At 65.2% G+C, this 25,254-nt stretch carries 18 protein-coding genes and 2 pseudogenes; 6 read left to right on the forward strand and 14 right to left on the reverse strand.

What is annotated here, in order from left to right; translation table 11 throughout:
- Nucleotides 1–72: 72 nt before the first annotated feature.
- Nucleotides 73–527: pseudogene (locus N430_RS05305) on the forward strand (transposase).
- Between the two features lie 122 nt (nt 528–649).
- Here the strand turns inward: N430_RS05305 and N430_RS05310 are convergent.
- Nucleotides 650–1,987 carry an MATE family efflux transporter gene (locus N430_RS05310; protein WP_110633710.1) on the reverse strand — a complete coding sequence of 446 codons (1,338 nt, stop codon included), beginning with the start codon at nt 1,985–1,987 and terminating at the stop codon, nt 650–652.
- Between the two features lie 158 nt (nt 1,988–2,145).
- On the opposite strand from N430_RS05310, the gene N430_RS05315 reads away from it, so the two are divergent.
- Nucleotides 2,146–7,047 (forward strand): alpha-2-macroglobulin, encoded by a 4,902-nt coding sequence (locus N430_RS05315; RefSeq protein WP_110633713.1) that lies wholly within the window; start codon nt 2,146–2,148, stop codon nt 7,045–7,047.
- A 164-nt stretch (nt 7,048–7,211) separates the two neighbouring features.
- Here N430_RS05315 and N430_RS05320 read toward each other — a convergent pair whose 3' ends face one another.
- Nucleotides 7,212–7,505, reverse strand: coding sequence for a hypothetical protein (locus N430_RS05320; RefSeq protein WP_103445815.1), 294 nt, complete (start codon nt 7,503–7,505; stop codon nt 7,212–7,214).
- 77 nt (nt 7,506–7,582) lie between these two features.
- Between N430_RS05320 and pbpC the strand changes: the two genes are divergently transcribed.
- Nucleotides 7,583–9,937, forward strand: a complete 2,355-nt coding sequence (pbpC, locus tag N430_RS05325; RefSeq protein ID WP_110633716.1) for a peptidoglycan glycosyltransferase PbpC — start codon at nt 7,583–7,585, stop codon at nt 9,935–9,937.
- A gap of 91 nt (nt 9,938–10,028) precedes the next feature.
- Nucleotides 10,029–11,690, forward strand: coding sequence for a ShlB/FhaC/HecB family hemolysin secretion/activation protein (locus N430_RS05330; protein ID WP_110633719.1), 1,662 nt, complete (start codon nt 10,029–10,031; stop codon nt 11,688–11,690).
- A 138-nt stretch (nt 11,691–11,828) separates the two neighbouring features.
- Here the strand turns inward: N430_RS05330 and N430_RS05335 are convergent, their stop codons facing one another.
- The 8 genes from N430_RS05335 to N430_RS05370 all read right to left on the reverse strand — a co-directional run bounded on the left by N430_RS05335 (nt 11,829) and on the right by N430_RS05370 (nt 17,953).
- Nucleotides 11,829–12,611 (reverse strand): response regulator transcription factor, encoded by a 783-nt coding sequence (locus N430_RS05335; RefSeq protein WP_110633722.1) that lies wholly within the window; start codon nt 12,609–12,611, stop codon nt 11,829–11,831.
- Between the two features lie 120 nt (nt 12,612–12,731).
- Nucleotides 12,732–13,202, reverse strand: coding sequence for an A24 family peptidase (locus tag N430_RS05340; RefSeq protein WP_103445812.1), 471 nt, complete (start codon nt 13,200–13,202; stop codon nt 12,732–12,734).
- A 180-nt stretch (nt 13,203–13,382) separates the two neighbouring features.
- Nucleotides 13,383–13,952, reverse strand: coding sequence for a DUF4136 domain-containing protein (locus N430_RS05345; RefSeq protein ID WP_110633725.1), 570 nt, complete (start codon nt 13,950–13,952; stop codon nt 13,383–13,385).
- 19 nt (nt 13,953–13,971) lie between these two features.
- Entirely contained in the window at nt 13,972–14,607 is a 636-nt protein-coding gene (locus tag N430_RS05350; protein WP_110633729.1) for a DUF4136 domain-containing protein, read from the reverse strand.
- 23 nt (nt 14,608–14,630) lie between these two features.
- Nucleotides 14,631–15,380: a methyltransferase domain-containing protein gene (locus N430_RS05355; protein ID WP_110633732.1), complete on the reverse strand. Its 750-nt coding sequence runs from the start codon at nt 15,378–15,380 to the stop codon at nt 14,631–14,633.
- A complete protein-coding gene (locus N430_RS05360; protein ID WP_103445808.1) occupies nt 15,377–15,682 on the reverse strand; it encodes a MazG-like family protein in 306 nt (101 codons plus the stop codon). The genes N430_RS05355 and N430_RS05360 overlap by 4 nt, the downstream gene beginning before the upstream one ends.
- 64 nt (nt 15,683–15,746) lie before the next feature.
- Nucleotides 15,747–16,598 (reverse strand): MaoC/PaaZ C-terminal domain-containing protein, encoded by an 852-nt coding sequence (locus N430_RS05365; RefSeq protein ID WP_110633735.1) that lies wholly within the window; start codon nt 16,596–16,598, stop codon nt 15,747–15,749.
- 2 nt (nt 16,599–16,600) lie between these two features.
- A complete protein-coding gene (locus tag N430_RS05370; protein WP_110633738.1) occupies nt 16,601–17,953 on the reverse strand; it encodes a 3-oxoacyl-ACP reductase in 1,353 nt (450 codons plus the stop codon).
- A gap of 118 nt (nt 17,954–18,071) precedes the next feature.
- On the opposite strand from N430_RS05370, the gene N430_RS05375 reads away from it, so the two are divergent.
- Nucleotides 18,072–19,349, forward strand: a complete 1,278-nt coding sequence (locus N430_RS05375; RefSeq protein WP_110633741.1) for an acetyl-CoA C-acetyltransferase — start codon at nt 18,072–18,074, stop codon at nt 19,347–19,349.
- Nucleotides 19,350–19,407: 58 nt separating this feature from the next.
- Nucleotides 19,408–20,187, forward strand: a complete 780-nt coding sequence (locus tag N430_RS05380; protein ID WP_110633744.1) for a helix-turn-helix transcriptional regulator — start codon at nt 19,408–19,410, stop codon at nt 20,185–20,187.
- A 120-nt stretch (nt 20,188–20,307) separates the two neighbouring features.
- Here N430_RS05380 and N430_RS29950 read toward each other — a convergent pair whose 3' ends face one another.
- The 4 genes and pseudogenes from N430_RS29950 to N430_RS05400 all read right to left on the reverse strand — a co-directional run bounded on the left by N430_RS29950 (nt 20,308) and on the right by N430_RS05400 (nt 25,241).
- On the reverse strand, nt 20,308–21,075 hold the full coding sequence (locus N430_RS29950) for a methyl-accepting chemotaxis protein (protein ID WP_371263267.1): 768 nt from the start codon (nt 21,073–21,075) through the stop codon (nt 20,308–20,310).
- A gap of 90 nt (nt 21,076–21,165) precedes the next feature.
- Nucleotides 21,166–22,251: pseudogene (locus tag N430_RS29955) on the reverse strand (cache domain-containing protein); the annotation flags it as partial.
- Between the two features lie 189 nt (nt 22,252–22,440).
- Nucleotides 22,441–22,845, reverse strand: a complete 405-nt coding sequence (cueR, locus tag N430_RS05395) for a Cu(I)-responsive transcriptional regulator (protein ID WP_110633749.1) — start codon at nt 22,843–22,845, stop codon at nt 22,441–22,443.
- The gene (locus tag N430_RS05400; protein WP_110633752.1) at nt 22,842–25,241 is read right to left on the reverse strand and encodes a heavy metal translocating P-type ATPase; all 2,400 of its coding nucleotides are present in this window, start codon (nt 25,239–25,241) and stop codon (nt 22,842–22,844) included. Before N430_RS05400 ends, cueR begins: the two co-directional genes overlap by 4 nt.
- Between the last annotated feature and the right edge of the window lie 13 nt (nt 25,242–25,254).

Raw genomic sequence — 25,254 nt, forward strand, 5'->3', positions numbered from 1 at the left:
CGGTAATGAACCTCTCTGAAGGCTTAGCTCCACCGCGTCTACCTTTGAATGCAATGTTCAAAGGAGAGTGACATGGAAAGTCCCAGCTCCAATCTATTGCGGCGAGGCCGCTGGTCAGCATCCCAACACCTTTATCTGATTACCACCAACACGCGAGATCGTATCCCGCTGTTCAGTGATTTTCGCTTGGCCAGAACAGTGATCCGGCAATTACGCAAATGTGATGAGGATAAAGCCTGCAGATCTCTGGCATGGGTGCTGATGCCAGACCACCTGCACTGGTTGATCGAACTGGCTGACGTCGATCTCAGTGATCTGATGTGTGCATTCAAATCGCGAAGCAGCTGTGCGCTCTATCGAGCAGGTGCTGACCGTCGTCACATCTGGCAACCCAGTTTTCACGATCGGGCCTTGCGTCGCGAAGAGGATGTGAAGGTGGCGGCTCGCTACATATTGCTAACCCGATTCGTGCCGGGCTGGTCAAGCGTGCAGGTGAGTACCCACATTGGGATTGTGTGTGGCTGTGAGTCAGCAGGGGAGGGCTTCGCCCTCATTTCGCGACACAAGGCCGCTCCCACATTGATCGGCGAACGCAGGACCTTGTGGGAGCGGCCTTGTGTCGCGATAGGGCCGCAAAGCGGCCCCGGCGTCATTGAATCCAACGCCCTCTTTCCTGCAATCGCCAGCCAACCCACCCCAGCGTCACCGCCCGCAACGCCATGAACCCGAGAAAGGCCAACCACAACCCATGGTTGCCAAACCCGCTCATGACCACCCCCAAAGGCAGCGCAATCAGCACCGACAGCACCATCGCATTGCGCATCTCTCGCGCTCGGGTTGCGCCGATGAACAGCCCGTCGAGCAAGTAACTCCACACTGCAATCAACGGCAGCAGCGCCAGGTACGGCAAGTACGGATAGGCCGCCGCTCGCACGCTCTCGATATTGGTCTGCAGGTCGATGAACAGGTGCCCGCCCAGCAGGAACAAACCGGCAAACCCCAGGCTGGTGATCAGCGACCAACCGCAGGCCACCACCAGTGACCGGCGCAAGGTATCCCGATCCCGCGCACCAATGGCATGCCCGCACAGCGCCTCCACGGCATGCGCCAGGCCATCGAGGGCATAGGCGGTGAGCAGCAGCCCGTTGAGCAGCAGGGCATTGGCCGCCACCGTGGCTTCACCCAGCCGCGCGCCCTGCACGGTGATCAGCAGGAACACCAATTGCAGCGCCAGGCTGCGCAGGAAGATGTCGCGGTTCACCGCCAGCAATGGCCGCCAGGCTTGCCAGCGCTTGAGCGCAGCCCAGACGATCTGCCCGGGATAGGCGCGCAGGGCAGGGCGGGTCAGGGCCAGACCGAGCAACGCGGCGCTCCATTCGGCGATCACCGAGGCCCGTGCCGAACCCAGCACGCCCCAGTTCAGGCCCAGCACGAACCACAGGTTGAGGGCGATGTTCAGCAGGTTGGTGGTCAGCAGAATCGCCAACGGCGCTCGTGCGTTCTGTGTGCCGAGGAACCAGCCGACCAGTGCATAGCTGGCCAGCGCAGCAGGCAGGCCGAGCAACCGGGTATGAAAGAAGTCTTCGGTGGACTGCTGCAACGCCTCGCTTGGTTGCATGGCGTGCAGCGCCAACTGGCTGAAGGGCAGGGCAAGCAGGCCAATGACCAGGGCGAAGGCCACGGCCAGCAGCAGGCCCTGTACCAGCACCTGGCGCAGGGCGGCGCCGTCGGCGCGCCCGGCGGCCTGGGCGGCGAAGCCGGTGGAGCCCATGCGCAGGAAGCCCATGAGGCCGACCATGAAGGTGAACAGCGTGGCGCCCACGGCCACGGCACCAAGCTGGTGGGCGTGGGGCAGGTGGCCGATTACGGTGCTGTCGACCAGAGCCACCAGCGGTACCGAAATGTTGGACAGGATCATCGGCGCGGCCAGCGCCCAAACCTTGCGGTGGGTGGGGCGGTGTTGCCAGTCGGTGGTCAGTTGCGGCATTGCAATTCCTGAGGCTGTGAGGACGCTCTGCGCCCCCAGTATTCGGCTGGGCACAGTGTACCGGCCAAGCAACCAATGTGCGCGACGGCGCGTGCTACAGCTGCCGTTGCGCTATAGTTGCTGCCCTCACGTACACGCTGCCAAAGAGTTCCCACTCCATGTTCAACAAAGGATTGTTGCTGGCCTGCGCGCTGGCCTTGCTCAGTGCCTGTGATTCCTCGACGCCGGACAAGCCCGCGCCCGCCGAAAAACAGGCCGCGAGCGCTGCGGTCGAGGCCCCGGCGCCCAAGCGCGAGGACCCTGCCGTCCTCGCCAAGCGCTACGAGGGGCGCGAGCTCAGCGTGCTGGATGTCTCGGAAGTGCAGCTCGATGGCGCCAGTACCCTGTCGATCAGCTTCTCGGCACCGCTGGACGCCAAGCAGGACTTCGCTGCCAAGGTTCACCTGGTCGATACGGTCAAAGGCAAGGTCGACGGTGCCTGGGAGCTTTCCGACAACCAGATGGAATTGCGCCTGCGCCACCTCGAGCCGCAGCGCAAGCTGGTGCTGACCGTCGACAAGGGCCTGCTGGCGATCAACGGCAAGCAGCTCGACAGCGAATCGGTGAGCCGCCTGGAAACCCGCGACATGCAACCCACCGTCGGCTTTGCCAGCCGTGGTTCGTTGCTGCCCACCCGCCTGGCCGAAGGCCTGCCGGTAATCGCGCTGAACGTGCCCAAGGTCGATGTCGAGTTCTTCCGGGTCAAGCCGGAGATGCTCTCGACCTTCCTGGCCAACTGGGGCCGCAACAGCAGCCTGTACTACTACCAGTCCAAGGAAACCCTGGACATGGCCGAGCTGGTCTACAGCGGCCGCTTCGACCTGAACCCGGCGCGCAACACCCGCGAAACCGTGCTGCTGCCGATTGCCGGGATCAAGCCGCTGCAGGAGCCAGGCGTGTACCTGGCCGTGATGCGTGCCTCGGGCACCTATGACTATTCGCAGCCGGCGACGCTGTTCACCCTCAGCGACATCGGCGTGTCCGCCCACCGCTACCGTGACCGCCTGGACGTGTTCGCCCAGGCCCTGGAAGGCGGCAAGGCGCTCAAGGACGTCAACCTCGAACTGCATGACGACAAGGGCAAGCTGCTGGCCCAGGCCAAGACCGACGGCGCCGGCCATGCCCAGCTGCCGATCACGGCCAAGGCCGATACCCTGATCGCCACCCAGGGCGTGCACACCACCTTGCTGCGCCTGAACACCGCGGCCCTGGACCTGGCCGAGTTCGACATCACCGGCCCCCAGGCCAACCCGCTGCAGTTCTTCATCTTCGGCCCGCGCGACCTCTATCGCCCGGGGGAGACGGTGCTGCTCAACGGCTTGCTGCGCGACCAGGATGGCAAGCCGGTCAAGGCCCAGCCGGTCAGCGTGGAAGTGCGTCGTCCGGATGAACAGGTCAGCCGCAAGTTCGTCTGGGAGGCCGACGCCAATGGCCTGTACCAGTACCAGCTGCAACTGGCCACGGAGGCCCCGACCGGCCGCTGGCAATTGCTGCTCGACCTCGGTGGCGGGCGCAAGCAGGTCTACGAGTTCCTGGTCGAAGACTTCCTTCCCGAGCGCCTGGCACTAGAGCTCAAAGGCAGCGATACACCGCTGTCGCCCGAGGAAGATGCGCGCATCCAGGTCAATGGCCGCTACCTCTACGGTGCGCCGGCTGCCGGCAACCGCTTGAGCGGCCAAGCCTATGTGCGCCCACTGCGCGAAGCCGTGCCGGCACTGCCGGGCTACCAGTTCGGCTCGGTAACCGAAACCGAACTGACCCAGGATCTGGAACTGGACGAAGTCACCCTCGACCAGGCTGGCAAGGCCGTGGTCGACATCGAGAGCCACTGGGCCGAAGCGCGCTCGCCGCTGCAGTTGACCGTGCAGGCCAGCCTGCAGGAGTCTGGCGGCCGGCCGATCACCCGCCGCCTCGAACAGCCAATCTGGCCTGCCGAGCGCCTGCCTGGCTTGCGCGGCCTGTTCGACGGTGAGGAAACCGACAGCGATGGCCCGGTGGAATTCGAGTTCCTCGTGGCCGACCGCGATGGCAACAAGCTCGCCGCCAACGACTTGAAAGTGCGCCTGATCCGCGAGCGTCGCGACTATTACTGGAACTACTCGCAGAGCGATGGCTGGAGCTACAACTACAACGAAAAATTCCTCACCCAGAGCGAGGAGACCATCAGCGTCAAGGCTGGCTCCACCGCCAAGCTGAGCTTCCAGGTGGAGTGGGGCCCGTATCGCGTCGAGGTGGAAGACCCCGAGACCGGGCTGGTTTCCAGCGAGCGCTTCTGGGCCGGTTACCGCGCCCAGGACAACGCCGAAGGCGGCGCGGTGCGGCCGGACCAGGTGAAGCTGGCGCTGGACAAGCCGGCCTATGCCGATGGCGCCACCGCCAAGGTCACCGTGACCCCTCCTGCGGCCGGCAGCGGCTACCTGATGATCGAATCCAGCGATGGCCCGTTGTGGTGGCAGGAAATCGAGGTGCCCGCCGAGGGCAAGACCTTCGATGTGCAACTGGACAAACAGTGGGCGCGCCACGACCTGTACATCAGCGCGCTGGTGATCCGCCCGGGTGAGCGCAAGGCCAATGCCACGCCCAAGCGCGCCGTCGGCGTGCTGCACCTGCCGCTGGCGCGCGCCGAGCGCAAGCTTGCGGTCAGCCTGCAGGCGCCGGAGAAGATGCGGCCCAAGCAGCCGCTGACGGTGAAGATCAAGGCCGCCAATGCTGACGGCAGCGTGCCGAAGCAGGTGCATGTGCTGCTGTCAGCAGTCGATGTGGGTATCCTCAACATCACTGACTTCAAGACCCCCGACCCGTTCGCCAGCCTGTTCGGCCGCAAAGCCTACGGCGCCGACCAGCTGGACATCTACGGCCAGCTGATCGAAGCCGGCCAAGGCCGCCTGGCCAGCCTGGCCTTCGGCGGTGACGCGGCGATGGCCAAGGGCGGCAAGCGGCCCAACACCACGGTGACCATCGTTGCCCAGCAAAGCCTGCCGGTGACCCTGAACGAACAGGGGGAAGGCGAGGCGACCGTCGACATTCCCGACTTCAATGGCGAATTGCGGCTGATGGCCCAGGCCTGGACCGACGAGCATTTCGGCATGGCCGAAGGCAAGACGGTGGTGGCCGCGCCGCTGATCGCCGAACTGTCGGCGCCGCGCTTCCTGGCTGGCGGTGACCGCACCAGCCTGGCGCTGGACCTGGCCAACCTGTCGGGGCGTGCCCAGCAGTTGAGTGTCGAGATCCTCGCCGAGGGCCAACTGAGCCTTACAGCCAGCGCCCAGCAGACTATCGCACTGGCCGAAGGCCAGCGCAGTACGCTGCTGATCCCGGTGCAGGCTCAGGGTGGCCTGGGGCAGGGCAAGGTGCGGGTGCGGGTCAATGGCCTGCAGCTGCCGGGCGAACCGGCGAACACCTTCGAACGCGAATGGACCCTGGGTGTGCGCCCGGCTTACCCGGCGATGCTCAAGCATTACCGCGTGGCCCTCAAGGACCAGCCATGGACCTTGCCGGAAAGCGACCTGGCCACCTTTGAACCAGCGGGGTTGGAAGCCAGCCTGGCGCTGTCGAGCCGCCCGCCGCTGAACCTGGCCGAGCAGATCCGTGCCCTCGAAGCCTACCCTTATGGCTGCCTGGAGCAGACCACCAGCGGCCTCTATCCGTCACTGTACGCCGACGCCGAGAGCCTCAAGCGCCTGGGCATCAAGGGTGAGCCGGCCGAGGTGCGCAAGCGCAAGATCGAGATGGGCATCGAGCACCTGCTGGGCATGCAGCGCTACAACGGCAGCTTCGGCCTGTGGAGCTCGGACAGCGAAGAGGAATACTGGCTGACGGCCTATGTCACCGACTTCCTGCTGCGTGCCCGTGACCAGGGCTACGGCGTGCCGGCCGAGGCCTTGAAGAAGGCCAACGAGCGCCTGTTGCGCTACCTGCAGGAACGCAACCTGATCGAAGTCGACTACAGCGAAAACGCCGAGCACACCCGCTTCGCCGTACAAGCCTACGCCGCGCTGGTGCTGTCGCGCAGCCAGCAGGCACCGCTGGGCGCCTTGCGCAGCTTGTTCGAACGCCGTGCCGATGCCCGCTCCGGTTTGCCGCTGGTGCAACTGGCGGTAGCGCTGGACGCCATGGGCGACAAGCCGCGCGCCGAGCAGGCACTGCAGGCGGGCCTGGGCATCAGCCGCAGCAAGGGCTGGATGGCCGACTATGGCAGCAGCCTGCGCGACCAGGCGCTGATCCTGGCGCTGCTGCAGGAGAGCAAACTGGCCAGCAACCAGGTCGATCAGCGCCTGTTCGCGCTGTCGGACGAACTGGCGGCCAACCGTTGGTTGTCGACCCAGGAGCGCAACGCCTTGTATCTGGCCGGCCGTGGGCTGCTAGGCAAGCCGGAAGCGCCGTGGAAGGCACGCCTGGACAGTGCCGGCGAAGTGCGTGAGTTCAACAACGTCGAAGCGGGCATGAAGCTCGAAGGTCCATTGCTGGCCTCGCCGCTGAGCGTGCAGAACGAGGGCAGCGAAACGCTCTATCAGCAGCTGACCCTGTCGGGCTATCCACGCCAGGCGCCTGTCGCGGGTGGCAACGGCATGGAGATCCGCCGTGAGTACCTGGGCATGAACGGCCAGCCGCTGGATCTGCACAACCTGCGCAGCGGCGACCTGGTGCTGGTGCACCTGGCGCTCAAGGCCAGCGATCGCGTGCCGGATGCCCTGGTGGTCGATTTGCTGCCAGCAGGCCTGGAACTGGAGAACCAGAACCTGGCCCAGAGCGCTGCCAGCCTGGACAACGCCAGCAGCGCGGTGAAGCAGTGGCGCGAGTCGATGCAGAACGCCAGCGTGGTGCACCAGGAGTACCGTGATGACCGCTACGTGGCGGCCCTCAAGCTCGATGGCTATGGCACCACGCATTTGTTGTACCTGGCGCGGGCGGTGACCCCGGGCACCTACCGGGTGCCGCCGCCGCAGGTGGAGTCGATGTATCGACCCAACCTGCAGGCCGTGGGGGACGGGCAAGGAGAGATGACGGTAAAAGTACGTTAAAGGTTAGTGCGGACCTTGTGGGAGCGGCCTTGCCGGGGCGCCGGACCGGTCGGAAAGGGGTGCGAAGCGCCCCCCGATCTCAGCCGGGCAACTGAAATTGCCGGGGCTGCTGTGCAGCCCTTTCGCGACGCAAGGCCGCTCCCACAGAAGCAGTCCAGCATCCGTCAGTGAATCACCCAGCTCATCACCCACAACCCCAACACCAGCCAGATGATCCCGAGGATGATCGAGGCACGCATGAAGGCGCGGATTGCCGAGTACAGCAGCATCAGGCCGATGATCAGGGCGAGTATGCTGAGTAGCGAGGTGTCCATGCCCAGCGTGCGTGCCAGGCCATCGATGAAATTGCCCCCGGCGTTGGCCAGCAGGTTGAACAGGCCGCTCATGATGTCGACGATGAAACGGATCAACGAACCCAGTGCCTGGCCAAGCCACTCGAAAAAACCTTCTACATGCATAGTTGCTTCCTGATGAACGAATCGGCACGGTTGCCGCTCCCAAGCCTTAGGCCATTGCCTGGCCAGGCCGGTTCCCGATGCCAAGCTTAGCGCGGCCACGTACCCGAGCGGGAAGGCTTGTGCGTGCTGCCGTGATCAGCCTGTTGATGCTGCTCGGCCTGTTGTGGCTGGCCGACCGCATCTGGCCACTGCCAATGCCGGGCAATGACCTGGCACGGGTGGTGCTGGCCGAAGACGGCACACCGTTGTGGCGCTTTGCCGATGCCGATGGCGTGTGGCGCTATCCGGTCAGCCCGGAAGAGGTTTCGCCGTTGTACCTGCAGGCCCTGCTGACCTACGAGGATCGCTGGTTCTACCGCCACCCGGGGGTCAACCCGCTGGCCCTGGTGCGGGCGGCCTGGCTCAACTTGCGCGGTGGGCGGGTGGTGTCTGGCGGCAGCACATTGTCGATGCAGGTTGCACGCCTGCTCGACCCGCATGATCGCACCCTGGCCGGCAAGCTGCGGCAGCTGTGGCGCACCGCGCAGCTGGAGTGGCACCTGTCCAAGCGTGAGATCTTGCAGATCTACCTGAACCGTGCCCCGTTCGGCGGTACGTTGCAGGGGGTGGCTGCTGCCAGTTGGGCTTATCTGGGCAAGTCACCGCAACATCTCACGCCCGCCGAAGCAGCACTGCTGGCGGTGCTGCCGCAGGCACCAAGCCGCTTGCGCCCGGACCGCCATCCGGCCCGTGCCCAACGGGCCCGTGACAAGGTGCTGCAGCGCCTGGACGAGTATCAGGTGTGGCCAGCCCGACAGATCAAGGAGGCTGCCGAGGAGCCCTTGCTGCTGGCCCCGCGTCAGGAGCCTGCGCTGGCGCCCCTGCTGGCGCGGCGACTGAACACCCCTGACAGCCCGACGTTAATTCGCACCACCCTCGACGCCTCGCTGCAGCGGCGCCTGGAGGACCTGCTGCTGGGTTGGCGCGCACGCCTGCCGGAGCGCACCTCGGCGGCGATCCTGGTGGTCGAGGCGCAGACCATGGCGGTACGCGCTTACCTGGGCTCGATCGACCTGAGCGACGAGCGCCGTTTTGGCCATGTCGACATGGTCCGCTCGTTGCGCTCGCCAGGCTCGACGCTCAAGCCGTTTCTCTACGGCCTGGCCATGGATGATGGCCTGATCCACTCCGAATCGCTGCTGCAGGATGTACCGCGGCGCTATGGTGACTATCGCCCTGGTAACTTCTCGATGGGCTTCAGCGGCCCAGTGTCGGCCAGCTCGGCACTGGCGCTGTCGCTCAACCTGCCGGCGGTGCAATTGCTCGAAGCCTATGGGCCCAAGCGCTTCGCCGCGCAGTTGCGCATGGCCGGCGTGCCGCTGGCGCTGCCGCCACTGGCCGAGCCCAACCTGGCATTGATTCTGGGCGGCGCCGGTAGCCGCCTGGAGGACCTGGTCGGCGGCTACGCGGCACTGGCCCGGGGCGGCAACAGCGCGCAGGTTCGCCTGCAACCGCAGGATCCGTTGCTGGAGCGGCGGCTGATGTCGCCGGGCGCGGCCTGGATCATCCGGCGCATCCTCAGTGGCCAGGCGCGGCCCGACCGCGACCCGCATGCCGAGCTGGTGCAGCGCCCGCAACTGGCCTGGAAGACCGGTACCAGCTATGGCTTTCGCGATGCCTGGTCGATCGGCGTAGGGCCGCGCTATCTGATCGGGGTATGGATCGGTCGCCCCGACGGCACGCCGGTGCCCGGGCAGTTCGGCCTGGCCTCGGCGGCGCCCTTGATGCTGCAGGTGCACGACTTGCTGAGCAACCGCGACAGCCAGCGCGGTATCCGGGTGCCGGTGGAACGTGTGCCGGAAAGTGTTGGCGTGGCAGCCATCTGCTGGCCGCTGGGCCAGCCCATGAACCGACAGGACCCGAACTGCCGGCGCCAGCGTTTTGCCTGGACCCTCGATGGCACGACACCTCCCACTTTGCAGGCTGCCGACCAGCCCCTCGGCCTGGGGCTACGCGAGAGCATCTGGGTCAATGCCCAGGGCCTGCGCGTAGACGGCAGTTGCCCAGGCGCCAAGGCACTCGACATCGCTTTGTGGCCGGCACCGCTGGAGCCTTGGTTGCCACGCGTCGAGCGGCGTGCGGCGCGGCTGCCTGCGGTGGACCCGAGCTGCCCGCCACAGGTCCCGGCCAGTGCGCCGCCGCTGTCGATCGTCGGCGTGCGCCCCGACGACAACCTGCGGCGCCCGGCCACCAGTAGCGAACCCTTGCAGTTGCGCGTTTCTGCCTTGGGGGGTGGCGGGCGCCGCTGGTGGTTCCTCAACGGTCAGCCGCTGGGTGAAAGCGAAGGTCAGGAAAGCGTGCTGGTGCGTTTTGACCAGGTCGGGCAGTTCGAACTCAGTGCTCTGGACGAAAGCGGAGAAACAGCGCGGGTGGCGTTCCAGGTCAACGAGTAGGGGTTCGACGTTTACCGGGGCAGCACCTACGCTTGCAAGTGACGGGTGAGGCCGGCGACGCCCCGGTACCCAAGGGATTGTGGAGCGTCCTATGCGTCTTCTGCTGATGCCCCTGTTGCTGTCGCCCTGGGCCAGCCTGGTGATTGCCGAGCCCTTGCCAGTGTTTCTCGACGGCCATGAATATGAGCGCCGTCTGCCCAGCGCGAACCTGCCGATCGAGGCCTATCGCTCACTTGCTCCGAGCCTGCAGCTGGCGCCGCCCAGATCGGTGTCCGACACCTTGCCCATGGAAACGCGTTTCGTGCTGCACAAGGTGCGCTTCGAGGGCGGTACGGTCTACCCGTTGAGCGAGTTGCGCGAGCATTACCAGCCCTTGATTGGCCGTGAAGTGAGCGTGGGCGAGCTGCAGCAGTTCACCGAACGCCTGACCCGGCGCTACCAGCTCGACGGCTACCTGCTGTCGCTGGCCTATCTGCCTGACCAGGATTTTGCCGAGGGCCGCGTGCATGTGGTGTTGGTCGAGGGGTATGTCCACAACGTGCGGCGTGAAGGGGATATCGGGCCCGCTGGCGCTTACCTTGACCAGCTGCTGGAGCGTTTGCGGGCGGAGCGCCCGTTGACCCAGGCGACGCTCGACCGCTTCATCGGCCTGGCCCAGCGCATCCCCGGGGTGACGCTGCAGGCTGACTTGACCCAGGCCGAGCACGGCGAGGGCGCCGCGCAGCTTACCGTGCATGCCTTGCGCAAGCCCTTCGATGCGGCAGTGGCGTTCAGCGATGGCAGTCGCGAGGGCCCACAGGGGGTGTTCAAGGTGTCCAGCAATGCCCAGACCCGTTTTGCCGAGCAGTTGACGGCCAGTGTTCTGCTGCCACCGGGTGATGACCACACCGAGTACCAGCGCCTCGATTACAGCCAGCATCTGGATGCACAAGGCAGCCAGTTGCTGCTTTCGGCCGCTCGCTACCGCAGCGAGCCGCGCACAGCTGTACCGCTGGAGCATGGTTCGCAGTTTTTCCAGCGGATTGAAAGCGAGCGTTATGCAATCGGGCTTGGCCAGCCGGTGATCGTCACGGCGGATGAATGGCTGGCGGTGACCGGGCATGTCTACTCGGTCAGTGAGCATGACGAAGACCTCACCAGCGGCCTGGGGCACAACGACACCTATGTGCGTGCGCTGTCGTTCGAGGGCGATTGGCGCAAGGTCGAGGGCGGGCGCCTACGCATGGTCAGCGCCGGGGTGTATCAGGGGCTGGATTACCTGGGCGCACGCAGCGATGCGGATTACGACATGGACTTCCTGCGCTTTCGCGTGGCGGGGTTGCAGAGCGACAGGTTGTTTCAGCGCTGGCAGGGCGTGCTGTCAGGCGCCTTGTACTGGACCGATGACCGGCTGCCTGCCAGCGAGCGTGCGGTGTTTGGCGGGCAGAACTTCGGCCATGGCTACCCCAAGGACCAGGCGGCGGGGGACAAGGGCTGGGGCGTGGCCTACGAGCTGAACTACAGCATCCAGCCTGGCGCTGGCTGGGTGCGGCTGGTGCAGCCTTATGCGCTGCTGGATGCGGCGCAGGCCTGGTACAACGGCGGGCCATTTGAAGATGCCAGGATGCGTTCGGCGGCATTGGGTGTGCGGCTTGGGGATGGGCGGTACGGCAATGTGGCACTGGAGGTGGCCAAGCCATTGGCGGATGTGGCGTTGGACAGCATGAGCCGAGGGCCGCGATGGACGGTGAGTTTTAGCTACATGCTGGAGTAGATGCTGGCTGTACCGTCCTCATCGCCGGCAAGCCGGCTTTCACATGATAACCACGTGCCACCAGGCCAGCGTTGTCCCTGTGGGTGCTGGCTTGCTGGCAATGAGGCCATTGGCATTCATGCCAAGCCTGAGAAGATCTCAATGTGTGGTAAATCGCTGATGCACGGGTGAAGAACTCGGCGTCAACGCCAACGCCAACTGCGTGCGGTTGTGCATGTGGGTCAAGCGCAGCACCTGCGACACATACAGCTTCACGGTGTTTTCGGTGATCCCCAGTTCACAGGCAATCTGGTAGTTGGTCTTGCCCTTGCTCACCAGCCTGGCGACCTCCAGTTGCCGCGGAGACAGCTTCTCGAACGCCGCAGGCAGTTCACCTTCAACAGCTTCTTCGACGATGTCGGTGGCGCGGCGGTGGACACCCTGGCCGCGGGCCTTCTCCAGGTCCTGGTAGAGTTCATCGATGGAGCCGGCCAGGTCCTGCAGGCGCTGATTGAGGTTGCCCAGGTCACGAAGGTTGGCCTTGCGCTCCAGCAGCACTTGCTCCTGGCGGCGCACGCCTTCGAGCAGCTCATCGAGGTCCATGGGCTTCTGGTAGTAATCGGCGAAACCTTCGCGAAGGGCGCGGATCACATCCTGCTTGTCGGCACGCCCAGTGAGCATGATGGCCTGGAACATGCGCTGGCGCCCGGCAATGTCTTTCAGCGCACGGACCAGCTCGATGCCATCGCGTTCGGGCATGTGCAAGTCGCACAACACCAGGCCGATGGCTTCATCTGCGACGAAACGTTCGATGGCTTCGTCGGTGGAGTGAGCCGCCGCACAGTGGTGGCCCTGGATTTCGAGGTATTCACACAATTGTTCGACGATCAGCGGCTGGTCATCTACGACCAGAACCTTCACGTCACTGAATGACTTGTTCACGATCTACTCCCTGTTCGTAAGCGGCCCTGCTCCCGGGCCAGACGCTCTGGCAGCTTAAAAAGTAGATGCTCCTCGCAGTTCTGTACAAGGTTTGTGCAAGTGATCGGACAACAGGGATGGCTATTGGATCCATACAGCCGTGAGAAGAAAGCCTGCCAACACGTAAGGCACGAAGGCTTGCTTGTCGCCCATTTCTTCCGTCAGGGTGGCCAGGCGCTTCTTAACTTTGGGGTTGAGCAGCGTCCACAGGCGCCTGCGGGTCAGCAGCCACAGCACCACGCTGACGCCCGCACCGATGAAGGTGCCGAGCACGTACTGCGGGCTGGTCGCCAGGGCCAGTGCGCCCATCAGCTTGACGTCATCGGCACCGAAGCGCCCCAGCATGTAGCCTGGCAGGGTCAGCAACATGACGATGGCCAGGGCCCAGCCAGCGTCGCTGGCATCGGCGCCGATCCAGGTGTGACCCGTGGCGAACAGCCAGACCAGGGCGCCTGCGGCGAAACCCAGGGTCAGCATGTTGGCGATCTGGCGTTCGCGAATATCTTGCTCAGTGCACAAGGCAAGCCACATCAGGAGAACAATGCTTTGCATCGGCAGGCCGCCTTTCCCATTCGTTGAACACTGATACCCGATCAGTCAGGTTTCTTAAACAGGGTAGACGCGATCTGACGAACGGCCATGGCAGGGGGGCAAAAAGGTCGTTGTGGGAGCCGCGCTTGTCGTGGCGACGAACCGCGGCGATGGGCCGCACAGCGGCCCCCGGCGATTGTTTTATTTCACCCGGCCAGGCGGATAGTTGCCGAGCACTTGGGCAACGGTCTTCTGGATCGCGCTGTTACGCTCATCCGGGCCAGGCGGGTAGTTGTTCATGATCTGCTCGGCACTGCCGCGCCAGACCAGCTTGCCGTCATGGCCGTCGAACAGGTCGATCTGGATGGTTGCCACCTTGTAGTCGACGCTGCGGGTCTCGTTGTACATCGGCCCGCCCCAGTACCCATTCCAGTAGCCGCCCCAGGCCCCGCCATAGTTGGTGGTGATCTGTTGCTGGCGTTGTTCGACGATCAGGTAGGCGCGGATTGTCACGTCAGCCCTGGCATTGCCCTGGATGGGGCGCAGGCCGCGCTGGTCGAGCTGGTCGGCGACCGCCGTGCGGATGCGCTGCTCGGTCAGGTCGCTCTTGATGCGTGGATCATCCGGGCGGTATTGCAGGCCTGGCTCCTGCCATGCCCAGCTGCGATAGGCAGCAAAATCGCGGCTGGCGTCGAAATCCTGCTGAACGTTGTTGCTCGAGCAGGCGGCGAGCAATAACGCGAATGACAGTAGAACGAGGCGGCGCAACATGATGGTTCTCCGTTAGGCATTAACTGGGAGGATAGCCGCTGAGCGCCTTGTGAACCGATTCGCGCAGGGCGGTCTCGCGATCGCGCGGCGAGCTTTTGTCGCTGCCGCTTTCAGCGCTGGCGCTCCACACCGGCTGGCCGTTGCGGGCATCGAACAGGTCGATGCGCACCACCATCACCTCCACTTCGTAGGTGCGTACGATCGGGACGCTGCCGTAGGCGCCGTAACCGTTGCGGTAGCCGCCGAAGCCGACACCGCCGTAGGGGTACGGGCCGTAATAGGGGTCGTAAGTGTCATAGTCACGCACCTGGCGCAGGCGCCGCTCCAGGCGCATGTCGGCGCTTACCAGCAGGTCGCCGGTGGTGCCCCGGGCAGGGCGCAGGCCATGCTGGTCGAGGGCGCCGCTGACGGCGTCGGCAATCTGTGCCGGGTCGGCGTCGGCATTGCCGCTTGGCAGCTGGCCGCCGCGCCAGCTCCAGCTGCGGTAGTGCCCGTAGTCACGCGGCGCCGCCGGGTAGGCACTGGCGTCGAAGGTGTTGGCCGCTTGTGGAGGGGCTGGCGGCAGCGGGCGGCTGCTGGCCACATAGGGGTTGCTGGCCTGGCAGGCGGCCAGGGCGAGCGGCAGCAAGGCCAGGCACAACAGACGGTACGGCATGTATCCCTCCCGGAGGGGCGCGGTCAGCGGGGCCGGCACATCCAGTGCAGGTAGCGGCCGAGCCCGGCGAAGCTTGGGTGACGGCGGTGGGTCAGTTCCATTTCCAGCAGGTCGAGCAGCTCGGCCTTGTCCTGGAATTCCTTGGGCATGTAGTCGTGGAAGACGCGCACGCCACTTTCACTTTCGACTTGCCACATCACTTCAAGTTGCGCCTTGAGTTCCCGTGGATCAAGCGGTTTTTGCGGGGTCAGGCTCTGCTTTTCGCCTTCCAGGCGGTTGCTGCGCAGCTTGCGGAAATGGCCCTTGAGCAAGTTGCGGTAGACCAGCGCATCGCGGTTGTAGAACGCCAGCGACAGCCAGCCGCCTGGGGCAGCCAGCTGATGCAGTACAGGCAGAATGCTCTGCGGTTCGGCCAGCCATTCCAGCACGGCGTGGCATAGCACCAGGTCATAAGGCTCGGTGAGCTGGCCAAGCAGCTCTTGCCAGGGCGCCTGGATGAAGGTTGCCGATTGGCCCGCTTCTGCGAAGCGCGCCCGGGCACCCTCGAGCATCGGGGCGGCCGGCTCGGCCAGTGTTACATCGTGGCCGCGCTGGGCCAGCCACAAAGCCATGTGGCCCAGGCCGGCGCCGATGTCGAGCACCCGCAGCGGTCGGTCGGGCAGGGCGTCGGCCAGGTCGGCCTGGAGCACGGCCAGGCGAATCGCGCCCTTGGCGCCGCCGTAGATTTTCTCGGCAAAGCGTGTGGCCAGCTCATCGAAGTGACGGTCGTTCATCGGGCGAAACGCCTCTCGCTGTCGGCCAGCTTGGCTCGCACCACCTGCTCCATGTCCAGGCCCAGCTCGCTGCACAGCAGCAACAGGTAGAGGACCACGTCGCCGACTTCCTGGCCGGCGTGGGCCAGCTGGTCGGCGGGCAGCTGGCGCGATTGGTCCTCGCTCAGCCACTGGAAGATTTCTACCAGCTCGGCCATCTCGACGCTGGCGGCCATGGCCAGGTTCTTAGGGCTGTGGAAGCCGCGCCAATCATTGTTGTCGCGGATCTGGTGCAGGCGTTGGGTGAGTTCTTGCAGGTTCATCGGGGTCTCCTAATGCTGCATAGCTTCTGCGCAGGCCCGATGCAAAGCAAGTGCAATCAGGGCGCTAGAGCACGGCCCAGCGCCCGACCATGTGCAGCAACCCAGCATGCCCGTCCAGCCGCAACTCACCCGCCGGCCCCGCTTCGCTGGCACTCAGGACAACCTCCGATGGCAAGCGCACCGGCTTGCGGAAGTCCACCTCGAAGCGGTAGCCGCTGTTTGGCATGTGCGTACGCAAGGCCGCCAACGCCATGGCATTGCTCCACATGCCATGGGCGATGGCCTTGGGGAAGCCGAACAGGCGAGCGCTGACGGCACTCAGGTGTATCGGGTTGTAGTCGCCACAGACCTTGGCGTAGCGACGGCCGATATCGCCGTCGGCGTACCAGCGGGTGACCTCCGGCAGGGCGTCGGGCTCGAACTCCTCGCAGTCTTGCACCTGGCCACCCAGCTTCAGGCCACGTACCAGCATGCGGCTGGTTTCACGCCAGAGCAGGCCAAGGCCATCCTCGGCTTCGGTGACCAGGTCAAAGGTGCCGCCCTTGGCATGCACCTGCAGATTGTCGGCATACACCGCAAAGCGCAGTCCGTCGATGCCACCCAGCGGGCGGAGCACGTCGATGCGGTTGTGCAGGTGCACCAGCCCGAGCAATGGGAAAGGGAAGTCGTGGGCAGTCAGCAGTTGCAACTGCAGGGTGAAGGCCATCACGTGCGGATAAGTGCCCGGCAAGCGGCCATCGTCGGTGAAGTGGCAGAGTCGGCGGTAGGCTGCCAGGTTGTCGGGCTGCACGCGGATGAAGCTGCGCAGGCCGCTGGCGGGCAGAGTATCGCCGCTGATCTTGCGTTTGCTGGCCGCGCGCAGGTACAGGCTGGCGCGTGAGTCCGGGCTGTGCAGGTCTTGCCATTGGCGGCTCATGGTCAGGCCCCCATCAGGGCCTGGCCGCAGACGCGCAGCACCTGGCCGTTGACCGCGCCGGAGCCTGGCTGGCTGAGCCAGGCGATAGCTTCGGCGACATCCTGTGGACGCCCGCCCTGGCCCAGTGAGCTCAAGCGTCGCCCGGCCTCGCGCAAGCCCATGGGCATGGCGGCAGTCATGTGCGTTTCGATGAAACCGGGGGCCACGGCATTGATGCTGCCGCCGCGCTCGCCAAGCTTCGCCGCCCAGGCTTCGGCGAAGCCGATCAGGCCGGCCTTGCTAGCGGCATAGTTGGCCTGGCCGCGGTTACCGGCAATGCCGCTGACTGACGCCAGCAGGGTGATACGTGCGTTTTCGCCCAGCGCGCCCCCTTCATACAAGGCCTGGGTCAGCACCTGCGGGGCCTTGAGATTGACTGCCAACACCGCGTCCCAGTATTCCGGGGTCATGTTGGCCAGGGTCTTGTCGCGGGTGATGCCGGCGTTGTGCACGACGATGTCGATGCCGTCGGGCAGGGCTTCGAGCAGTTTCGCGGCGGCATCGCTGGCGCAGATGTCCAGGCCCAGCGCCTTGCCACCGAGGCGAGCAGCGAGGGCATCGAGCTCCTGCTGGGCCTGGGGTACGTCGAGCAACATCACCTCGGCGCCATCACGCGCCAGGGTTTCGGCGATGGCGGCGCCAATGCCGCGTGCGGCGCCTGTGACCAGGGCGCGACGGCCACCGAGCGGGCGGGTCCAGTCTTCGACCTGGGCGGCACAGGCCTGCAGGCGCAGGACCTGGCCGGAAACAAAGGCACTCTTGGGTGACAGGAAGAAGCGCAAGGCGCCTTCCAGCTGATCGTCTGCACCCGCGCCCACATACAACAACTGCGCGGTAGCGCCGTTGCGCAGCTCTTTGGCCAGCGAGCGGCTGAAGCCCTCCAGAGCGCGCTGGGCGACGCTGGCCAGCGGGTCGTCGAGGGATTCCGGGGCACGCCCAAGGATCACCACGTGGGCACAGGGTGCAAGGCTGCGCAGCAAGGGCTGGAAGAATTCGCGCAGCTGCTTCAGCTGGTCGCTATCGGACAGATGGCTGGCGTCGAACACCACGGCCTTGAGCTTCGGCCCCAGGCCGGCGACCCAGGCGGGTGCCTGCAGGCCGTCGCCATTGAAACTGAACAGTGCTTCGGTCAGGCGCGGGGCGATGGCCTCGACCTGGTTCGCCAGTGGCCCGCCACCCAGCACCAGCGCGCCCTCCACCGGCCGCAGGCGGCCCGCCTGCCAGCGCTCCAGCGGCGCCGGGCGCGGCAGGCCAAGGGCATCGACGAGGCGGCGCCCGAGGTTGGAGTTGGCAAAACCGAGATAGCGATCGCTCATGTGCGGGTCTCCCTGAAGGCAAGCTTGCAAGTGTGGACCAACTTTGTGGCAAGGTCGTTCGAATGCGGCAAAAACACCTAGGCTGTACGGATCAAATTGTTTCAGGAGGAACTAACGCATGGGTTCAACTCGCCGGGTCGCGATCCTGGGCGGCAATCGTATTCCCTTCGCCCGCTCCAACGGCGCCTACGCCAGCGCCAGCAACCAGGCGATGCTGACCGCAGCCCTGGAAGGCTTGATCGAGCGTTATCGCCTGCACGGGCTACGCCTGGGCGAAGTGGTGGCTGGGGCGGTGCTCAAGCACTCACGGGACATGAGCCTGACCCGCGAATGCGTGCTCGGCTCGCGCCTGTCGCCGCAGACGCCGGCCTACGACATCCAGCAAGCTTGCGGCACGGGCCTGGAAGCGGCGCTGCTGGTGGCCAACAAGATTGCCCTTGGGCAGATCGACTGTGGCACCGCCGGTGGCGTGGACACCACGTCCGATGCCCCCATCGGCGTCAACGAGGGGCTACGGCGAATCCTCCTGCAGGCCAATCGCGGCAAGACACTGGCTGAGCGGCTCAAACCGTTCCTGCAGCTGCGCCCAGGCCACCTGAAACCCGAACTGCCGCGCAATGGCGAGCCCCGCACCGGGCTGTCGATGGGCGAGCATTGCGAACGCATGGCGCAAACCTGGGGGATCGACCGCGCCGAACAGGACGCGCTGGCGCTGCACAGCCATCAGCAACTGGCGGCCTCATACAGCGAGGGCTGGCAGAATGACCTGCTGACGCCCTTCCTGGGCCTCACCCGTGACAACAACCTGCGCACGGACCTGACCCTGGAACAACTGGCCGGGCTCAAGCCGTCATTCGATCGAAGCGGCCTGGGCACGCTGACGCCGGGCAACTCCACGCCGCTCACCGATGGCGCCTCCATGGTGCTGCTTGGCAGCGAGCAATGGGCACAACAGCAGGGCCTGCCGGTACTGGCCTACCTGGTCGATGGCGAAACGGCCGCCGTTGACTTCGTCACCGGGCGTGAAGGGCTGCTGATGGCGCCGGTGTACGCAGTACCACGCCTGTTGGCGCGCAATGGCCTGACCTTGCAGGACTTCGATTACTACGAAATCCACGAAGCCTTTGCCGCGCAGGTGCTATGTACCCTCAAGGCCTGGGAGGATGCCGAGTATTGCCGTGAGCGGCTGGGGCTGGATGCACCGCTTGGGGCCATCGACCGCAGCAAGCTCAACGTCAAGGGCAGTTCGCTGGCAGCGGGCCACCCGTTCGCGGCTACCGGCGGGCGGATCCTGGCCAATTTGGCGAAATTGCTGGCCAAGGCCGGAAAAGGGCGTGGCCTGATATCCATCTGCGCAGCGGGTGGGCAAGGGGTCACGGTGATCGTCGAGCGCTGACCGAAGGGCGGTACCGATCTCTGTTAGGCTTGTCTGCTCAGAACTACAAGAATTCGCTATGCAGACGATCGGACATCCCCGTGCCATTCCTGCCCTGGATCAGTTGCCCAGGCCGCTTTATGCCCGCGCCGAAAGTCTCGGCGCCGGCTCCTGGACGACGCGTCATAGCCACGACTGGGTGCAGTTTTCCTACGCCATCAGTGGTGTATTGGGGGTGTATACCGACGATGGCAGCTACTTCGCCCCGCCGCAGTGGGGCGTGTGGATACCGGCCGGTGCCGAACATGAAGTGGTGACCTCCGGGCAGGCCGAAATGCGCAGCCTGTATATCCGCCGCGATGCCTGCCCGTGGGCGCCGGCGCAATGCCGGGTACTGGAGGTGACAGCGCTGGCGCGGGAGCTGATCAAGCAGTTCTGCCTGTTCCCGGCTGAATACGTCGAGGGTGACAGTGTCGAAGGCCGCTTGGTGGCTGTTCTGCTCGATCAGTTGCGCACCTTGCCCGAGGTGGGGTTCTCCCTGCCGCTACCGCGGCATCCGGGGTTGTTGGCGCTGTGCAATGGGCTGATTGCCGCGCCGGACCAGGTGCAGACGTTGCAGCAGTGGGCGGTGCAGCTGGGATGCTCGGAAAAGACCTTGATGCGGCTGTTCCAGCGCGAGACCGGGTTGAGTTTTCGTAACTGGCGCCAGCGGATGCGGTTACTGTCGTCGCTGGCGTTGCTGGAGGCGGGGGAGAGTGTGACCGAGGCGGCGTTGGGCTGTGGGTATGATTCGACTTCGGCTTACATCGCGGCCTTCAAGCAGTTGTTCGGGGCGACTCCCGGGGAACTGAAGCTTTGATGTTGCCTGTCCCGGCCTCTTCGCGGGCATGCCCGCTCCCACAGGAGTGTCACTGCCTTCGGGCTATGTGATATCCCTGTGGGAGCGGGCGTGCCCGCGAAGAGGCCAGGACAGGAGGACTCAGGTGCGGAAGCGGCGCACCAGCGAATCCAGTTCATTGGACAGCCCCGCCAGGCTCTCGGAGTCCTGACGCGCCGCCTGGGCCAGTTCCGCCACTAACTGCGCATCGCCATGGATCTGGCTGATATGGCGGTTGATGTCCTCGGCGACCTGGTGCTGCTCCTCTGCCGCCGTGGCGATCTGCGTGTTCATGTCGCGAATGATGTCCACCGACTCGCGAATCTGCCCGAAACTGTCACGGGCCAGGCCAATGCGGCTGACCGACTGCTGCGACACCTCCAGGCTGGCATGCATCTGCTCGGCCACTTCGGCGGTGCGGCTGGCCAGGTTGCCCAGCAGGCCATCGATTTCGGCCGTGGAGTCGGCTGTGCGTTTGGCCAGTGCCCGCACCTCGTCGGCCACCACGGCAAAACCGCGGCCCTGTTCGCCGGCACGGGCGGCTTCGATCGCAGCGTTGAGTGCCAGCAAGTTGGTCTGCTCGGCAATCGAGCGGATGGTCCCGAGGATCGACTGGATGGCGTTGCTGTCGCGCTCCAGTTGCTGGATCGACTGCGCCGACTGCTCGATCTCCTGGCTCAGGCGGTCGACGCTGCTGACTGCTGCGTCGATCTGCTGCTGGCCTTCGCGGGCCTGCTGCTGGCCGCTGTCGGCCGACTGCGCGGCCTGGCTGCAGGAGCGGGCGACTTCGTTGGCGGTGGCGACCATTTCGTGGAACGCGGTGGAGACCATGTCCACGGCCTCACGCTGGCGCCCGGCCGCCTCGGCCATGTCGCTGGAAACCCGGGTGGAGCTGCTGGAGGTGCTGAGGATCTTGCTGGCAGCCGAGCCGATATGCTGGATCAGGCTGCGGATGGCGCCCAGGAACTGGTTGAACCAGTTGGCCAGTTGCGCGGTTTCGTCGCGCCCGCGCACATCGAGGTTGCGGGTCAGGTCGCCTTCGCCCTGGGCGATGTCTTCCAGGCCGCTGGTGACGCTGTTGATCGGGCGCACGATGAGTTTGGCGAAGGCGGTGCCGACCACGGCGAACAGTGCCGCCAGCACCAGCGCGATGGCGCCGATCAGCCAGGTCAGGCGGGTGGTGGTCTGCATCACTTCGCCTTGCTGGATGAGGCCGATGAAGGTCCAGCCCAGTTTCTCGTCGGGGTAGACGTTGGCCATGTAGCGCTCACCGTTGATCTCTACCTCGACCAGGCCCTTGCCGGCCTTGGCCAGCTCTGCGTAACCATCACCGAAGCTGGCCAACTGCTTGAAGTTGTGGCTGGCATCACGTGGGTCGACCATCACGTTGCCGTTGCTTTCCACCAGCATCAGGTAGCCGCTTTCGCCCAGCTTGATCTGTTTGACGATCTCGGTCAGGCCCTTGAGCGACACGTCGATGTTGACCACCCCACCGGTGCTGCCGAGCTGGTTGGCCACGGTACGCACGGTGCTGATCAGCACGGCATCGTCGGCTGCCCAGTAGTAGGCGCCGGTGCGCACGGTCTTGCCGGGGTTGGCCAGGGCTTGCTGGTACCACGGGCGTGGGCGCGGGTCATAGTTGACGAACTTCTGCCCGGCCGGCCAGCCAACGTAGCCGCCATCACTCACGCCGTAGGAAATGTAGGCATAGCCCGGGTGGGATTCTGCCAGGCGGGTGAAGAAATCCAGCAGTTGCTTGTCCTGATCGCCCAGCTCGTAGGACGGGTTGGCGCTCATGAACTTGTTCAGGTTGTTGCCGGTGGCAGCCACCATCGGTTGCGAGGCCAGGAAGGCGACGTTCTCGTCGATGCCCTGGAAGAAGATGTTCATCGCGTTGCTGACCTGGCGGATTTCCCGGCTGCTGCTGTCGAGGAAGCCGTCGCGGGCTTCGCCGCGCAGGTTGATCACCACCAAGGTGGCCACGAGGACGATGGGCAGGCCCGCGATGATCGCGAACGCCCAGGTCAGTTTCTGTTTGATGTTCATCGACGCTCCCGGAATTTATTTTTTGCACGCGAGGCAGGTAGCAACTACATCGGCAGCGTCCGGGGATTTTTTAGCGATAGTGCCTGTATTTATTGGGTGAAGTCGCATTTGGCGACTATTCGGTCGGGTTTAGGCTAATATGGCATACCAAATTGTTGTGGCGTACAGATGAAAGCACGTCACACGCCCTCAATGGCAGCACCCTGCGCCATTGGCCAGGTCTTTCAGGATCGGGCAATCCGGGCGGTCATCCCCTTGGCAGTGGGCAACCAGATCACCCAGGGTGTCACGCAGGCTCACCAGCTCCTCGATACGCCGATTCAGCTCATCGATATGCTGCATGGCCAGGGCCTTGACGTCGGCGCTGGCACGCCCGCGGTCCTGCCACAGGGTCAGCAGCTTGCCTACTTCTTCCAGGGAAAACCCGAGGTCACGGGAGCGCTTGATGAAGGCCAGACTGTGCAAGTCCTCGGCCTGGTACAAGCGGTAACCGCTGTCGCTGCGGGTGGCCGGCTTGAGCAGGCCGATGGATTCGTAATAGCGGATCATCTTGGTACTGAGCCCGCTGCGGCGGGCGGCCTGGCCAATGTTCATCGGGCCTCCTGCGAGGTATCGGTGGGTTTCCAAGTCTTCAGCCACAAGGCATTGCTGACCACGCTGACGCTGGACAGTGCCATGGCGGCGCCGGCCAGTACCGGGTTGAGATAGCCCAGTGCGGCCAGGGGAATGCCGATCAGGTTATAGATGAAGGCCCAGAACAGGTTCTGACGGATTTTTGCATAGGTCTTGCGGCTGATTTCCAGCGCGGCGGGCACCAGGAGTGGGTCACCGCGCATCAGGGTGATACCGGCAGCCTGCATGGCCACGTCGGTGCCACCGCCCATGGCGATGCCGATATCGGCAGCGGCCAGGGCCGGAGCGTCGTTGATGCCGTCGCCGACCATCGCCACCACGCCGTCCTTTTTCAGGGCGGCCACGGTGGCGGCCTTGTCGGCTGGGAGCACTTCAGCATGCACGTCGTCGATGCCGAGGGCATCGGCCACCGCCTTGGCGCTGCCGCGGTTGTCGCCGGTCAGTAGGTGGCTGCTGATGTGGCGGGCGTGCAGGGCGGCGATGGCCTGCTCGGCACCCGGCTTGAGGCTGTCGCCGAAGGCGAACAGGCCGAGCACGCGAGGCGTTGCACCCTGTTCGATGAGCCACGACAGGGTGCGGCCTTCGGCTTCCCAGGCTTGAGTGTTGGCGGCCAGCTCGCCGGGTTGCAGATTGCTTTCGTCGAGCAGGCGGCGGTTGCCCAGCGCCAGTTCGCGGCCTTCCACATGCCCGGCAATCCCGCGACCGGTAAGCGATTGGCTGTCAGTCACGGCGGGTACCTCCAGGCCTTGCTCGGCGCAGGCATCCAGCACCGCCTTGGCCAACGGGTGTTCGCTGCCGCGCTGCAGGGCACCGGCAAGGCGATGCAAGGCCGCGCTGTCACCGATCAGCGCCTGGCTGTGAACGACGCGAGGGCTACCGGAGGTGAGGGTGCCGGTCTTGTCGAACACCACGCGATTGACCGCATGGGCACGCTCCAGGGCTTCGGCGTCCTTGATCAGGATGCCATGGCGGGCGGCGACGCCGGTGCCGGCCATGATCGCTGCGGGTGTGGCCAGGCCCAGGGCGCAGGGGCAGGCGATCACCAGTACGGCGACCGCATTGATCAGCGCGGTCTCCAGCGGTGCACCGGCCAGCCACCAGCCAATCAAGGTAAGCAGTGCCAGCCCCAGCACGGCGGGCACGAACACTTGGCTGACCCGGTCGACCAGCTTCTGGATCGGCGCCTTGGCGGCTTGTGCGTCTTCGACCAGGCGGATGATCCGGGCCAGTACGGTTTCCGTGCCCAGCGCCTGGGTTCGCACCAGCAGCCGTCCTTCACCGTTGATGGCACCACCGGTGACGCTGTCGCCGGGCTGTTTGGGTACCGGCAGGCTCTCGCCGCTGATCAGGGCTTCATCGGCGTGGCTGCTGCCTTCTTCCACTGCACCGTCAACCGGGAAGCGTTCGCCGGGCTTGACCAGTATCAGGTCGCCGAGGCGCAGCTGGGCAATCGCCACGTCCTCTTCGTGGCCGTCGATGACGCGCACGGCACGCTCCGGGCGCAGGGCTTCGAGGGCACGGATGGCGCTGGCAGTCTGGCGCTTGGCCCGGCTTTCGAGGTATTTGCCCAGCAGTACCAGGGCGATGACCACCGCCGAAGCCTCAAAGTAAAGGTGAGGGGCCATGCCGGCTGGGGCATTGGCCCATTGGTACAGGCTCAAGCCATAACCCGCGCTGGTACCCAGGGCGACCAGCAGGTCCATGTTGCCGGCACCGGCCCGCACGGCTTTGTAGGCGGCTTTGTAGAAACGTGCGCCGAGAATGAATTGCACCGGGGTGGCCAGCGCGAACTGCGCCCAGGCGGGTAGCATCCAGTGCAGGCCGAAGGGCTGCACCAACATCGGTAGCACCAATGGCAGGGCCAGCAACAGCGCGGCAGCGACGGCCAGGCGTTCGTTACGCAGGCGTCGTTGGGCGCCCTGCTGATCATCCTTGGCCGCTTGCGGCAGGCTGGCGCTGTAACCGGCCTTTTCGACAGCGGCAATCAGTTGCTGGTCATCGAGCGCCTGCAGCACTTCAAGGTGGGCGCGTTCGCTGGCCAGGTTGACGCTGACCTGCTCAACCCCCGACAGTTTGCCGAGGGCGCGCTCGACGCGACCGACACAGCTGGCACACGTCATACCGCCGATCTGCAGCTCCACGGTCCGGGTCGGCACACCATAGCCGGCGCCGCGCACGGCCTCGACCAGGGCTGGCAGGCTGTCGGCCGGGGCCTGGACCCTGGCTTGTTCAGTGGCGAGGTTGACGCTGACCTTATCAGCGCCGCTGACTTTACGCAGGGCGCGCTCGACACGGCCTGCGCAACTGGCGCAGGTCATGCCGGAGATCGGCAGGTCGAATGTGGTAGATGCGGGCATGACGCTCCTCCTT

The organism is Pseudomonas sp. CC120222-01a (assembly GCF_003097235.1).
GTDB lineage: Bacteria > Pseudomonadota > Gammaproteobacteria > Pseudomonadales > Pseudomonadaceae > Aquipseudomonas.

What these genes read in the sequence shown, in the direction of transcription:
- N430_RS05360 (WP_103445808.1), bottom strand. Translation starts at nt 15,682, where the DNA reads ATGAACCTGCAAGAACTCACCCAACGCCTGCACCAGATCCGCGACAAC.
- N430_RS05345 (WP_110633725.1), bottom strand. Translation starts at nt 13,952, where the DNA reads ATGTTGCGCCGCCTCGTTCTACTGTCATTCGCGTTATTGCTCGCCGCC.
- pbpC (WP_110633716.1), top strand. Translation starts at nt 7,583, where the DNA reads ATGCCAAGCTTAGCGCGGCCACGTACCCGAGCGGGAAGGCTTGTGCGT.
- N430_RS05380 (WP_110633744.1), top strand. Translation starts at nt 19,408, where the DNA reads ATGCAGACGATCGGACATCCCCGTGCCATTCCTGCCCTGGATCAGTTG.
- N430_RS29950 (WP_371263267.1), bottom strand. Translation starts at nt 21,075, where the DNA reads ATGGCCGAGGCGGCCGGGCGCCAGCGTGAGGCCGTGGACATGGTCTCC.
- N430_RS05315 (WP_110633713.1), top strand. Translation starts at nt 2,146, where the DNA reads ATGTTCAACAAAGGATTGTTGCTGGCCTGCGCGCTGGCCTTGCTCAGT.
- N430_RS05400 (WP_110633752.1), bottom strand. Translation starts at nt 25,241, where the DNA reads ATGCCCGCATCTACCACATTCGACCTGCCGATCTCCGGCATGACCTGC.
- N430_RS05310 (WP_110633710.1), bottom strand. Translation starts at nt 1,987, where the DNA reads ATGCCGCAACTGACCACCGACTGGCAACACCGCCCCACCCACCGCAAG.
- N430_RS05355 (WP_110633732.1), bottom strand. Translation starts at nt 15,380, where the DNA reads ATGAACGACCGTCACTTCGATGAGCTGGCCACACGCTTTGCCGAGAAA.
- N430_RS05350 (WP_110633729.1), bottom strand. Translation starts at nt 14,607, where the DNA reads ATGCCGTACCGTCTGTTGTGCCTGGCCTTGCTGCCGCTCGCCCTGGCC.
- N430_RS05340 (WP_103445812.1), bottom strand. Translation starts at nt 13,202, where the DNA reads ATGCAAAGCATTGTTCTCCTGATGTGGCTTGCCTTGTGCACTGAGCAA.
- cueR (WP_110633749.1), bottom strand. Translation starts at nt 22,845, where the DNA reads ATGAACATTGGCCAGGCCGCCCGCCGCAGCGGGCTCAGTACCAAGATG.
- N430_RS05375 (WP_110633741.1), top strand. Translation starts at nt 18,072, where the DNA reads ATGGGTTCAACTCGCCGGGTCGCGATCCTGGGCGGCAATCGTATTCCC.
- N430_RS05320 (WP_103445815.1), bottom strand. Translation starts at nt 7,505, where the DNA reads ATGCATGTAGAAGGTTTTTTCGAGTGGCTTGGCCAGGCACTGGGTTCG.
- N430_RS05330 (WP_110633719.1), top strand. Translation starts at nt 10,029, where the DNA reads ATGCGTCTTCTGCTGATGCCCCTGTTGCTGTCGCCCTGGGCCAGCCTG.
- N430_RS05365 (WP_110633735.1), bottom strand. Translation starts at nt 16,598, where the DNA reads ATGAGCCGCCAATGGCAAGACCTGCACAGCCCGGACTCACGCGCCAGC.
- N430_RS05370 (WP_110633738.1), bottom strand. Translation starts at nt 17,953, where the DNA reads ATGAGCGATCGCTATCTCGGTTTTGCCAACTCCAACCTCGGGCGCCGC.